Source organism: Clostridium sp. OS1-26 (assembly GCF_030915445.1).
Classification (GTDB): Bacteria; Bacillota; Clostridia; order Clostridiales; family Clostridiaceae; genus Clostridium_AM.
In genome coordinates, this window is record NZ_CP133264.1 from 220,242 (window position 1) to 232,992 (window position 12,751).

Below are 12,751 nucleotides of genomic sequence, written 5' to 3' on the forward strand. Positions count from 1 at the left end.
TATAAGGATATTTATTCTTCATAAATCTTAAAATTCCTGCAAAAATTAATAAAAATTTTAATTAAATTTAAACAAATTAAAGTAAAATATTAGAGTAAAATGTAAATTCATCGTTATTGCTTTACTTTCATAAACTCATTTTTATCTTCTACATTATAGGCAGGTACCTTAACATCATCAGTTTGTTCAACATCAACCCTAATTTTTCTAATCATCAGCGTTTTTAAGTAGTTTTCGTTAGATAACATATAATTATACAAAACTTCCTTATTTCCAATAGCATTAATAGTAAATGGTACTGCTATTTTTACTCCATTAGCTCTTATAAAAGGTCCGCTGCAATAAATCTCCGTCCTATCCATTATTCTCTGACCATTTATAGAAATAGCTTCTGCTCCTGCATTCTTTAAATCATTTATTACCTGTATTATATCTGTATTATGAACAAGTCTGAGTTCACGCTCATACCCATAGGAGTTGTTTATGTTTTCTGTACTTGCATCATTCAAGTTTATTACTATTCCCTGTCCGTATAATGGGACCTTTCCTAATACAATGTTATTCTGATTTAGCTCTTCATTTATGCTTTCACTAATATGAGTTTGATTTTCCTCATTACTATTATACTTTAGTAGTTTTGCATAATAATTATCATATTGTTCCATAAGTCCAGCTATATCACTATAAAGCTTATTTCTATAATTGTATGCATCTTGATATTGCTTTGCACTTAAAAATACTCTATCCGACCCTCTTGAAAAGCTAATATTCATGGATATTAGTATGCCTATAATTATAGAAGCTATGAACACAAATATATCAGCTTCATGATTTTTCATCTAATTCACCTCATTGACGGGCTCTAGCCTTTTCAATTAACAATCTTCTTATGGTAGCAAAGTTGTCGAATATTCTTCCACCGAAAACTATTACTGCTGCTAAATATATAGGAACTCCAAGTTTATCACCTAAATAAGCAAGTCCTGCTGCCAGAACTGCATTTCCAAAGAAACCTGATATAAATATATCTGGTTGAAACTTTTGTGAAAGACTTCCTTTAATAGCTCCAAAAACTGAATCTAGACAAGCCAATATTGCCACTGACATATATGGTGAAAATTTATCTGGAATATTAACATTACATGCAATACCTACAATAATACCTATTACAAGTCCAATAAATCCTATCATATTTCTCCCCCCTATTGTTCTTTAACTGGTTTAGCATACTCAAATTTATAAGTCTTATTATATTTCTTAATAGAAATATCGTCAGTTTTTTCAAACTTTACATCACATATTGTCTTAAAATCTGCAAAAGTCTCTGGAAAGCCCATAGAACTATACAATAAGTTTTTATCTCCTATAGCCTTTATTACTATTCTGCTTGAAGGAGAAATTTTCTCATCATTAATTAATATATAATTGCCTGCATTTCTTATACCAGTTTTGGAAACTACTCTAACATCATTGATAGATATAGCTTCTGCACCTGCAAATCTTAATTCATTTACAATATAGACCAAATGTTTATCTGTTATATGATCCTCTGTATTACCAAAAAGCTTAGTGTCCGGTGTAAGGTAAATAGTTATTCCTGGTCCACTAACATCTGTTAAACCCATAAGAGTTCTTGTATTATCTAATTCATTTAAGAGATTTTTAGTAGTATCACTTTTGCCTGCTGCTGCACTTTCATAGTTTTTAATTTGATTTTGAAGCTCGTTTACCTTTTGATCAAGCTCCTGCTTTTGTTTTTTATACTGTTCTATCTCCACAGTAACATCAGTGCTGTTTTTATTTGTAAAATTGAAAGTTTTATCTTGTTTCATAAGAATTTTAAATTGATATGCAAGCATAAAACCCAATATGCTGCAAACAACTGCCACACTAATCTGTGATCTAACCTTTCGCATCTATTACATCCTCCTACTTTTGAATAAAAAACACAGGATTTCCATTAAAACTTACATCAATGTATCCCTTAGCCCCTTTTAATTCTTTTCTATCTAAGATATTTAAAGCCTTATTGAACTTTTTATCTATATCTTCAGCATTTCCAAACTTTATGCAAATATCACCATAGTAAACTTTAATGTCTATTGAACTACTTACATCAATAAGCGCTATGCCCTGAGAAACTTTGCTATTGGAAACAATATCGCCTAAATTAACAACTGCATCGACTTTTCTCTTATCACTATCTTGTATAGGCTTTCCAACTTCACATTTTGAAAAATCAATTCCATCAAGTTTAATAAGTTTCATTCCTTTAATATTATCTCTCTTTTGTAAAACAACTCCAGCTTTATCTATAATGAAATACTGGTTGTCCTTAGTATTATAAAATACAGCTTCTCTTTCTTTTACACTTATAATAAGAGTAGATGGGAACTTTCTAGTTATAGTTGCATTGGATATATATGGATTACTTAAAATATTATTTTCCCCCTCTTTTAAATTAATATAGAAAATGTTATTTCCTGCTTTTATATTTGAAAGTGTAATGACATCGTTAATAGAAATATTTTTATTGCCATTAACTTGAATGTTCATTATATTAAAATAAGGAAGCTTTAAACAAAGAGTAACACACACTGACAATAACATAATAAATAACATGAATAATTTCTTTATTTTTTTCTTCTTTCGTCTTTTAAGTATTAATTCGTTATCTGCTTTACTTAAAGCCTGACTCATTTATATCAACCTTTCTTGCTTCATAGATAGATTCGTAAATATTTTAATAAAAATTAAACAAGCTATATATATAATAACATTTTATAATGTGAATTTCATTAAATTATGTGTTAATTTTATATACTTTTTCTATAAAATTTTACATAAATTATAGCATTGCGAAACGCAATGCTATAATTGTAATATTTGGCATCTTCAAAAAAATAATTAGTCAGTACACTAGCCTATTTTGCGTCAACAGAATCCTTAGATAGGGTCTGCTATCTAAGGATTCTGTCTCCTTGTCTGACACAAAATATTCGTCGCATCTTTGACTTGTTATTTTCTTTCAGATGCCTTAATTATATTCTTTTTGCCGTGAAATATTTAAGAGTACACCTACTGCTACCATATTGAATATCAGGGCAGACCCTCCATAACTTATAAAGGGAAGTGGAACGCCTGTAACTGGCATTGATCCTGTAACAACAGCAATATTTATAATTGCCTGCACTGCTATAACAGCTGTAATTCCTGTGGCTAGTAAAGTTCCATAAGTGTCCTTAGCCTTTACAGCGGTAACTATCCCTCTCCATATGAGGACAACAAATAATATTACAATTAAAGTACATCCTATAAGACCTAATTCTTCTCCTATTATAGAGAATATAAAGTCATTATGCGGTTCCGGTATGTAGTAACATTTTTGTCTTGATCTTCCTAAGCCCATGCCCCAAATTCCACCTGACCCTAAAGCAAGCAGTGATTGTATAAGCTGATATCCATCTCCTTTAGGATCTCGCCAGGGATCTAAAAAGCTTGTAAATCTAGCCATTCTGTACGGTTCAAAAACTATGCCTGCTACCCCAGCCAGTGCTACTATGCCTACAAGTCCAATCATATGAGAAGTTTTAGCTCCTGAAACATATAGAACTATAAGTGTAACTATCATTATTACTGCAGCTATACTTAAGTTTTTTTCTGCAAGTACCATGCCAGCATAAAATCCTGAAACCATAAGGTATGGTATAACTCCATGAGTTAAGCTTTTAATTCTTTCACCTTTACGTTCTATACTTTTAGCCATATATAAAACTACTATATATTTTGCTATTTCTGAAGGTTGCAGTGAGAATGGTCCTCCAAGTCTTATCCATCTTCTAGCACCATTTGTTGCAGGGAAGGCAAATACAGCTGCCAAGAGTATTATTGTAACTATCATAATTATTTTTGTATGTTTCTTTATCTTATGATAATCAGTTTTAATTGTAAAAAACATCGCTACAATTCCTATTATAGCGCTTATTCCTTGTTTTTTTAAGAAATACATACTATCATGATTTGTTGCAGAGCTGAAAAATGCACTATATGAACTAGCACTATAAACCATAATTACTCCAATAGCTACTAAAAGCATTATAGTTGAAAATAATACAAAGTCTATAGGCCCCATTTTGATATTGGGTTTGTTCATTTTAAATCCTCCTACCTGATTACTTATATCAATCAATAGCAAGATTGACAACTGTCAATCTTTCTGTTTATAAATTTACAGTTAGTGATAAAAATGCTACTAGGCAAAGTATAACAGTAACTATGCAAAATACTGAAACTACCTTAGTTTCATGCCATCCAGATAACTCAAAATGATGATGTATCGGACTCATTTTAAATATTCTCTTTCCTGTAAGCTTAAAGGAAATAACCTGAAGTATTACAGATAAAGTCTCCATTACATATATTCCACCTACTATTATAACCAATAATGGAAGTTTTAATATCATAGCAACTGCAGCAATTGCTCCACCTAATGCTAGTGACCCCGTATCTCCCATAAATACTTGAGCTGGAAAAGCATTATACCTTAAGAATCCTAATAAGGCTCCTGCAACTACTGCACAAAATATTGCTAATGTATAGTGCCCCATAGCCAAGCTAACTAGCGCAAAGAAGGTCATAACTAGTAAAGTAACTGAGGTTGCTAGTCCATCAAGTCCATCTGTTAAATTTACAGCATTTGTTGTACCTGCAAAGTAGATTACTATAAATGGTATATAAAATGCACCTAAGTTCCAGGTTTTATGAGCAAATGGAACAATTATTGATGTTCCTATATAGGGATTGTGTGCCGCATAGTATGCAAAGCTTCCTGAAACAACTAGAAGCAAAATCATCTTTTGATAAGCTCTTAATCCTAGGTTCTTCTTGCGTATAATTTTTAATCCATCATCTAACGCGCCTATTACTCCAAAAGCAACAAAAGCATAAAGTGCAATCATAGCTTCATCATCAAATTTTCTTATTATAAGTGACATAGCTATAAATGAAGAAAGTATAAATATTATTCCTCCCATTGTAGGGGTTCCTGATTTTTTTTGATGACTTTTAGGTCCTTCATCTCTAATACTTTGACCAAATTTAAATTTACGTAATAATGGTATTAAAATAGGTCCTTCTAGTATTGATATAAAAAATGCAACTAGTACAGAATAAATTAGCTTATTCATATTAAAATTCCGCTCTAAATTCTAGAGCGTCTTCACCTCCTATTAGCTGATGCTCCTCTTTAGTTTTTCTACTATTAATTCAAATTTTGCTGCTCTTGAGGCTTTTACTAATACTGTATCTCCTTCTTGTAAATAATCTTTTGTAAGAAAATCTACTGCATCATCATAGTTTTCAAAAGCCCTATATTGCTGCCTACTATCTTGTGCTTCACTAAAGCCTTCTTTATAAGCCTTGTTGTACTCGCCAATTGTTATAAGTAGGTCTACATTATTTTTTCCTGCGTACTCTCCTACATCTTTATGTGACTTAAAAGCCTCTTCTCCTAACTCTCCCATTTCTCCGAGTATTGCTACCTTTCTTTTTGCATTAGAATTTTTAAGCACATCAATAGCAACTTTCATAGAATCCGGGTTAGCATTATAACAATCATTGATTATAGAGAATTTTTCACCTTTAATAATGTCCATTCTCATAGATGTAGTCTGTAAGTTTTTTAATCCTTGTCTTATATTTTCATAATCCATATTCATAATTTTACTACAGCCTATAGCAAGTAGTGCATTTGAAATGGTATGCTTACCTGGCATATCTATGCGAAACTTTTCTCTAGTGCCGCCTTTACCTTCTATAATTTCAAATTCTACGTAGTCCTCTCCGAGCTCTATATTATTAGCTTTAAAATCAGCATCACTGTCTATTCCAGTTTTAATTACTTGGTAATTACTATTTTCAACTGAGGAAAGCATATCATTATCCCCATTTATTATTAAAATATTTTTTGAGTTAAAAAAGTCTGTAATTTCAAGTTTTGCCTTCAAAATATTTTCTCTGCTTCCTAGTTTCCCTATATGAGCAGTTCCTACATTAGTTATTAAAGCCACATCTGGTCTTGCAGCCTTTGCCATTGTATGTATTTCCTTTAAATTATTCATTCCCATTTCTAAAACTGCAATATCGTAACTGTTGTCTAATTTAAATATCATAAGTGGAAGTCCTACTTGATTATTGAAGTTTCCTGCTGTTTTAAAAACTTTATACTTACCACTTAAAGCTGCTGCCACCAAGTCTTTAGTTGAGGTCTTACCAGCTGAGCCAGTTATACCAACTACCTTCAAATTCAGTTTTGCTCTATAAGCTTCTGCTAGATCCAATAGAGCTTTTCCTGTACTTAGTACCTTTATAACCGTAGTATAATTTTTAATTTCTTCATCTTTATATCTAATTTCATCTACTATGCAAATAGATGCACCTTTTTCACTAGCAGTTTTAATATATTCATTACCATTAAAATTTTCACCCTTTAATGCAACAAATATATTTCCTTTTTCTATCTTTCTAGTATCTGTGTTAACAGCATTAAAACCAGAATACTCTCCTTTTAACACTACATCTCCTTGTACTGCACTTACTATTTCATCAAAGCTCATATATTCCAACTATGAACAACTCCTTTCTTCTTGGGCTTTCAAGATTTGAACCTTATACAGGGGTGTAAGGCAATTTTCTGCCTTGTCCCCCTGTGTTAATGGAGTTCTTTTATTATTTCTGCAATAACTTCTCTTTCATCAAAATGTATAGTTTTATCCTTTAGTACTTGATAGTCTTCATGTCCTTTTCCAGCTACTACAATTACATCATCTTTTTTTGCTAATTCCATAGCTTTTTTAATAGCATCTCTTCTATTTTCTACTACAATATAGTTATCTTTTTGAATACCGGCTTCTATCTCCTTTATTATAGACATAGGATCTTCTGTTCTAGGGTTGTCAGAAGTAATAACTGCTAAATCACTTAGCTCTGTACCTATTTTACCCATAATTGGTCTCTTAGTGTTGTCCCTATCTCCTCCACAACCAAATACACTTATAAGTTTTCCTTTTGTGAATTCTTTTGCAGTTTTTAGTATATTTTCTAATGCATCAGGGGTATGAGCATAGTCTACTATAACTTCATAGCCTAAATTATAATTTTGAGTAACTATTTCACATCTCCCTGGTACAAGCGTATTCTCCAAGCCTTTTTTGCAATGTCTATTGATATTCCTTCGCCTAAACATGCTCCTATACATCCAAGGGCATTCATTACATTATATTTACCTGGTATATTTAAATTTATATGCGCTATTTCATTTTTGTATGTTACATCAAAGTCCACACCTCTAGAATGCATATGTATGTTTTTAGCTGAAATATCTGAAGGCATATCTATGGAATAAGTAACTTTATTTCCACTAGAATCTCTATATACTCTTTCTCCATATTGGTCATCTATATTTATAATTGAATTTTTAGTATTCTTAAATAAAATAAGCTTAGCATCATAATAGTTTTCAAAGGTTTTATGAAAATCTAGGTGATCCTGAGTTAAATTAGTGAATATTGCCTGGGCAAACTTAATTCCATAAACTCTATCAAGGTATAGTGAGTGTGATGATACTTCCATAACACAGTAATTTACTCCATCATCTACCATATCCTTAAATAACTTTTGAAGCTCTAGAGACTCAGGTGTGGTTCTATGAGAAGGTATTTTTTTATTTCCTATGTAATTTGCTATTGTACCTATAAGGCCTACTTTGTGTCCTGCAACTTCCAATATAGACTTTATCATAAATGTGGATGTAGTTTTTCCGTTAGTTCCAGTTATTCCTATAACCTTCAACTTATCTGCAGGATTATCATAATAATTAGCTGCTGCCAAAGCTAGTACTTTTCTGCTGTCCTCAACCATTATTACAGTACAATCTGGTATACTTTCTACATTCTTGCTGCATATAATTGCTTGTGCTCCTTTGCTGTAAGCACTATTTATGTACTTATGGCCATCAGTGCTATACCCTTCAATACATACAAACAAATCTCCAACCTTAACTTCCCTTGAATCATATTGTATTTCTCTTATTTCTAAATCATCACTGCCTTTTATTATCTTATAGTCTATTCCACTTAGAATCTGTTTTAAATTCATAGTATACACCCCTTATTTTAAGTTGACAATTGATAATTATTTATTTGCTCTCTTCTTCTATAAAAATTACTAACTTAAATTATAGCATAAACAGAATTCTTGGCTTCAGGTGGCGTTTTGACTCCATCTGAAGCTTAGAAGTCGTTATCCAGGGACATAGCCGCTCTTTACTCCCACTTTGAGAAGATGGGAGTATTAGAGCGGGTAAGTCATCGGATAAATTAACTTTAAAGCTGTTTTCCATATAATTCTTCACATATGTACTGTAGTTTATACAGAATATTGGCATGCAACACATATTTATTCCGTATTGCATGCCTAAAGTTACTTTGTAATTTACTTTTAGTCTCCTAATATATCAGTATGGAGAATTATAACCGTTCCTTTTTCAACTTCTTTTCCTGGTTCTATACTTTGTTCCGATATCATTCCATCTCCCTCAAAGTCTGCTTTAAGTCCTACGCTATTAAATACAGCAACAGCTCTATCCCTACTTAAACCTTGAACATCTGGAACTGTTACTACTTTATTATAGTTTGGTGTGCTGCCTGTGTAAAGAATAATTTTGCTACCTTCCTTTACTGTATATCCTGGTTTAGGATTCATATCTACAATATATTCTCCATTAGAATCAGATTCACTATTTAAATGCTGTTCTTTAAGGGCCTTTTCAGCATCAGCCTTCTTCATGCCCCTTACATCTGGTATAACTACATCCTTTAGCATGCTTCTAGCAATATCCTGGCTATCTGCATCACTCTTCATAGCTAGATAATTAAATATATCATTAAATACCTGCTGTGCTACTGGTGCTGTTATTTGACCAGCATAGTAATTAGATGGATCCGGTTCATCTATTGACACTAAGACTGTTATTTTAGGGTCGTTTGCAGGTGCCATGCCTATAAATGAAGATATATATTTTCCTGGTTGGTACCCTCCTTGACCTGCTTTTTGAGCTGTTCCAGTTTTTCCACCTATATGATACCCTTCTATAAAGGCTTTTTTACCGCCACCTTCTGAAACAACTTTTTCTAAATACCCTCTAAGCTGTGAAGCTTTGTTAGCATCTATTATTTGTTTACTATTATCTCCTGAAATATCAAACTGCTTATCGATAACTTTATTATCTTTTTCATCGTCGTAACGAGATATTTCTTTCATAATGTGAGGTTTTATCAAAGTTCCACCATTAGCTATGGCGTTAAAGGCAGTAATAAACTGAATAGGTGAAACCGTATTAGTCTGTCCAAAAGATATAGTAGCTAAATCAATCTCACTTATGTTCTCAGGCTTTTTGATAATTCCTTTTGCTTCTCCTGGTAAATCTATACCTGTCTTTTCTCCAAAACCAAACTTTTTAATATATTTATATAGATTTTCTTTACCTACTTTTTTACCAACTGCGGCAAAACCAACGTTACAGGAGTTTTTAAGTATTTCAACAAAACTTTGTTCTCCATGTCCAGAAGTTTTCCAACAGTGTATTATTTTTTTCCCCACAGTAAAACTTCCGCCGCAGGTATACTTATCACTTTCACTAACAGCATTTTCTTCTAAAGCTGCCGTTGCTGTTATTACCTTAAAAATTGATCCAGGTTCAAAAGTATCACTTACCGCTCTGTTTCTCCAGCTCTTTTGAAGTTCATCGTAGGACATACCCTTAATCCAAGGGTCATTTGGGTTATAATCTGGTTTGTTAACCATAGCAAGTACTTCTCCATTTTTAGGATCCATAACAACTATAGAGACAGCCTTTGCCTGATTATCCTTCAGTGCTTGGTCTGCAGCTTTTTCTACAAAGTGTTGAATCATATCATCTATTGTTAAAACTACATCTTTACCATCTATAGGCTTAGTATATTCAGAAATTGTGTATGGAAGTTCCTTACTCTTTCTATCGGTCTCTGCAATTCTAACTCCTGGAGTTCCAGATAGCTCTTTGTTATAATTAAGCTCAACACCGGTTAGCCCATTTCCGTCTGAATTAGTATGCCCAAGCACATGAGCTAAAAAATTATTATTAGGGTAATATCTCTTGGTATCAGCTGATATCAATACCCCTCTTAAGTTCAAATTTCTGACCTTATCAGCTTCTTCTTTTTCAATTCTTCTTTTTAATGTGGCTGAGCCAAGAGGAAGTCCTCCTGGAAGTGTTTTACCTAATACTTTTGAAACCTCACCCTTGTCCATGGCTAAAGCCCCACTAAGCTTTTCTGCTATCTCATCTTGGGACAACTTTTTCTCTTTCATAGTGTCTCTTAAGGTGTTCATATCCAAATCTACTCTATAAACGTTAGCACTTACTGCTAGTTCACGGCCATTACGATCAAGTATCCTTCCTCTTTTAGCATCAATTTTTACCTCGCTTGTCCATTGATCTATTGCTAGGGATTTCAATTTATGAGACTGATATACCATTATGTAAAACATCCTACCAAACATCAAGAGGAAGGCTAAGAAAAGAAAGCTGAAAATAACTACCATTCTTTTTCGTATAATAACTTTATCTCTGTATTCCTTTTTGACAACCTGTTTACCCCCGTTAAAATTACTATAAAAACAAATCAAACGAAAAATAGTTTTTTTCTGCTGTCTTTCTTAATTTTTCAGTGGTAAAACTGATAAATCTTCATCTAAAAAAGTAATTTTGTAAGCTTATTCCAAATGTTCTGTTTCTCTACTTTATCCTGAGCTTTCTTTTCTGTTATTTTAATATTTTCTTTGTCTAAATTTGTATAAACTGCCGTCCCTTTATCCGGTGGTAACATTTGAAGTTTATTAATTGCTATATCCTCAATGTACTGTAAATTATTGTATTTAACGAGTTCAACCTTTAAATTTTCATTTTCTCTATTAATTTCATTTATATTATGTTTTGTTGAATTTAATTCCATCTGCATATTATAAATAGCACAATATCTTCCTACAAGTACTAACCCAACTATAAATGTTAAAACAATGTTTCTTATTACTTTCACCTTATTATTGAGTCTTTTTTTAGCTTTTCTTTTTTTCTTTAACCTTTCCTTTCTCTTTTCTTCATTATAGCTTTCGTTATCCCTATAAGGTCTGTATTCAGGCTGTAGAGCAGTATTACCTTGTATGAAGCTCTCTTCATTTACCACTATCACTTTATTCACCTCACCTAAAATTTAGAACTATATTCTTTCCGATACCCTGAGCTTAGCACTTTTGCTTCTTGAATTTGTATTCATCTCTTCTTCCGAAGGTTCAATAGGTTTTTTAGTTATAATTTTTACATAAGGTTTTTTCCCACATACGCAAATTGGAAAATCGGCTGGACATGTACATGGGTTTTCTAATTGCTTGAATTTATTTTTTATTATTCTGTCCTCTAGTGAATGGAATGTTATAATTGCTATTCTTCCTTCTTTATTTAAATGTTTTACACTATCTTCTACAGCTTTGTTTAATATTTGGAGTTCTCTATTAACCTCAATTCTTATAGCCTGGAAGGTTCTTTTGGCCGGGTGCCCTTCCTTTTGAAATTTAGCTGGAATAGCTTTTCTTATTATTTCTACAAGCTCTCCTGTGGTTTTTATACTTTCTTTTTCTCTTCTTTGTACAATAAAGTTTGCTATTCTCTTAGCAAACTTATCTTCACCATATTCTTTTATTATTCTAGATATATCCTGTTCACTATAACTATTGACTACATCATAAGCAGAAAGTGTATCATCTCTATTCATTCTCATATCTAAAGGTGCATCCTTCATATAACTGAAGCCTCGCTCACCTTCATCTAATTGGTAGGATGAAACCCCTAAATCCATCATAATACCATCAATTTTTTCTATTTCTAAATTTTTCAAAACTTCATCTACATTATAAAAGTTGCTATGAACATAAGTTACATTATCAAATTCTTTTAATCTTTCTTGTGCCGCTTCTAGCGCACAAGTATCTTGATCTATTCCTATAAGTCTTCCTTTTGAAGATAATCTTTTAAGAATTTCAAATGAATGTCCACCGCCACCTAATGTACAGTCTACATATATACCATCTTCTTTTATATTGAGTGCTTCTATTGTTTCTTCTAATAATACTGATACATGTTTAAATTCCATAAATTATTTCCTCCACTACTATAAATTCCGTTATATCTCTAAATTCCAAGCTCACTCATCTGTTCTGCGATTTCATCAAAGTCTATATTTGAATTATTATATTCTTCCCATTTCTCCTTGCTCCATATCTCTACTCTATTGGATACTCCAATACTTACTATTTCCTTTTTTACTTCTGCATATTCCAAAAGATTCTGTGGAATTAGGCTTCTTCCTTGCTTGTCCATATCAATCTCATTAGCTCCTGAAAAGAAGAATCTAACAAAAGCTCGAGCATTTTTACTTGTTAATGGGAGATTTTTTAATTTTTGTTCTAGTATTTCCCACTCACTTAAAGGGTATGCATATAAGCAACCATCCAATCCTTTTGTGAGTATGAATTTGTTTCCAAGCTCTTCTCTAAACTTTGAAGGTACAATTATTCTATTTTTACTATCTAAGGCATGCTCGTATTCACCTATAAACATCTTTGCACCCCAATTTTGTTATTTCCCTCCACTTTACTC

Annotated in this window: 11 protein-coding genes and 1 pseudogene; all 12 read right to left on the reverse strand. The window is 32.2% G+C overall.

The window, feature by feature from the left end:
- Positions 1-113: 113 nt before the first annotated feature.
- The 12 genes and pseudogenes from RCG18_RS01195 to mraZ all read right to left on the reverse strand — a co-directional run bounded on the left by RCG18_RS01195 (position 114) and on the right by mraZ (position 12,712).
- On the reverse strand, positions 114-839 hold the full coding sequence (locus tag RCG18_RS01195; protein ID WP_308039620.1) for a DUF881 domain-containing protein: 726 nt from the start codon (positions 837-839) through the stop codon (positions 114-116).
- Positions 840-849: 10 nt separating this feature from the next.
- Positions 850-1,191, reverse strand: coding sequence for a small basic family protein (locus RCG18_RS01200; protein WP_308039621.1), 342 nt, complete (start codon positions 1,189-1,191; stop codon positions 850-852).
- Positions 1,192-1,202: 11 nt separating this feature from the next.
- On the reverse strand, positions 1,203-1,916 hold the full coding sequence (locus RCG18_RS01205) for a DUF881 domain-containing protein (protein ID WP_308039622.1): 714 nt from the start codon (positions 1,914-1,916) through the stop codon (positions 1,203-1,205).
- 13 nt (positions 1,917-1,929) lie between these two features.
- The gene (locus tag RCG18_RS01210) at positions 1,930-2,700 is read right to left on the reverse strand and encodes an FtsQ-type POTRA domain-containing protein (protein ID WP_308039623.1); all 771 of its coding nucleotides are present in this window, start codon (positions 2,698-2,700) and stop codon (positions 1,930-1,932) included.
- Between the two features lie 337 nt (positions 2,701-3,037).
- Positions 3,038-4,153 carry a stage V sporulation protein E gene (gene spoVE, locus RCG18_RS01215; RefSeq protein WP_308039624.1) on the reverse strand — a complete coding sequence of 372 codons (1,116 nt, stop codon included), beginning with the start codon at positions 4,151-4,153 and terminating at the stop codon, positions 3,038-3,040.
- A 67-nt stretch (positions 4,154-4,220) separates the two neighbouring features.
- Positions 4,221-5,186 carry a phospho-N-acetylmuramoyl-pentapeptide-transferase gene (gene mraY / locus RCG18_RS01220; RefSeq protein ID WP_308039625.1) on the reverse strand — a complete coding sequence of 322 codons (966 nt, stop codon included), beginning with the start codon at positions 5,184-5,186 and terminating at the stop codon, positions 4,221-4,223.
- 42 nt (positions 5,187-5,228) lie between these two features.
- Complete coding sequence (murF, locus tag RCG18_RS01225; protein ID WP_308039626.1) at positions 5,229-6,623, reverse strand: UDP-N-acetylmuramoyl-tripeptide--D-alanyl-D-alanine ligase; 1,395 nt, start codon at positions 6,621-6,623, stop codon at positions 5,229-5,231.
- 86 nt (positions 6,624-6,709) lie between these two features.
- A pseudogene (locus RCG18_RS01230) lies at positions 6,710-8,154 on the reverse strand (UDP-N-acetylmuramoyl-L-alanyl-D-glutamate--2,6-diaminopimelate ligase).
- Positions 8,155-8,496: 342 nt separating this feature from the next.
- Complete coding sequence (locus tag RCG18_RS01235) at positions 8,497-10,641, reverse strand: stage V sporulation protein D (RefSeq protein ID WP_308039627.1); 2,145 nt, start codon at positions 10,639-10,641, stop codon at positions 8,497-8,499.
- A gap of 149 nt (positions 10,642-10,790) precedes the next feature.
- On the reverse strand, positions 10,791-11,288 hold the full coding sequence (locus RCG18_RS01240; protein ID WP_308039628.1) for a septum formation initiator family protein: 498 nt from the start codon (positions 11,286-11,288) through the stop codon (positions 10,791-10,793).
- A gap of 27 nt (positions 11,289-11,315) precedes the next feature.
- Positions 11,316-12,245 (reverse strand): 16S rRNA (cytosine(1402)-N(4))-methyltransferase RsmH, encoded by a 930-nt coding sequence (gene rsmH, locus RCG18_RS01245; protein ID WP_308039629.1) that lies wholly within the window; start codon positions 12,243-12,245, stop codon positions 11,316-11,318.
- Between the two features lie 38 nt (positions 12,246-12,283).
- Positions 12,284-12,712, reverse strand: coding sequence for a division/cell wall cluster transcriptional repressor MraZ (gene mraZ / locus RCG18_RS01250; protein ID WP_308039630.1), 429 nt, complete (start codon positions 12,710-12,712; stop codon positions 12,284-12,286).
- Between the last annotated feature and the right edge of the window lie 39 nt (positions 12,713-12,751).

What these genes read in the sequence shown, in the direction of transcription:
- RCG18_RS01195 (WP_308039620.1), bottom strand. Translation starts at nt 839, where the DNA reads ATGAAAAATCATGAAGCTGATATATTTGTGTTCATAGCTTCTATAATT.
- RCG18_RS01200 (WP_308039621.1), bottom strand. Translation starts at nt 1,191, where the DNA reads ATGATAGGATTTATTGGACTTGTAATAGGTATTATTGTAGGTATTGCA.
- RCG18_RS01205 (WP_308039622.1), bottom strand. Translation starts at nt 1,916, where the DNA reads ATGCGAAAGGTTAGATCACAGATTAGTGTGGCAGTTGTTTGCAGCATA.
- RCG18_RS01210 (WP_308039623.1), bottom strand. Translation starts at nt 2,700, where the DNA reads ATGAGTCAGGCTTTAAGTAAAGCAGATAACGAATTAATACTTAAAAGA.
- spoVE (WP_308039624.1), bottom strand. Translation starts at nt 4,153, where the DNA reads ATGAACAAACCCAATATCAAAATGGGGCCTATAGACTTTGTATTATTT.
- mraY (WP_308039625.1), bottom strand. Translation starts at nt 5,186, where the DNA reads ATGAATAAGCTAATTTATTCTGTACTAGTTGCATTTTTTATATCAATA.
- RCG18_RS01235 (WP_308039627.1), bottom strand. Translation starts at nt 10,641, where the DNA reads ATGGTAGTTATTTTCAGCTTTCTTTTCTTAGCCTTCCTCTTGATGTTT.
- rsmH (WP_308039629.1), bottom strand. Translation starts at nt 12,245, where the DNA reads ATGGAATTTAAACATGTATCAGTATTATTAGAAGAAACAATAGAAGCA.
- mraZ (WP_308039630.1), bottom strand. Translation starts at nt 12,712, where the DNA reads ATGTTTATAGGTGAATACGAGCATGCCTTAGATAGTAAAAATAGAATA.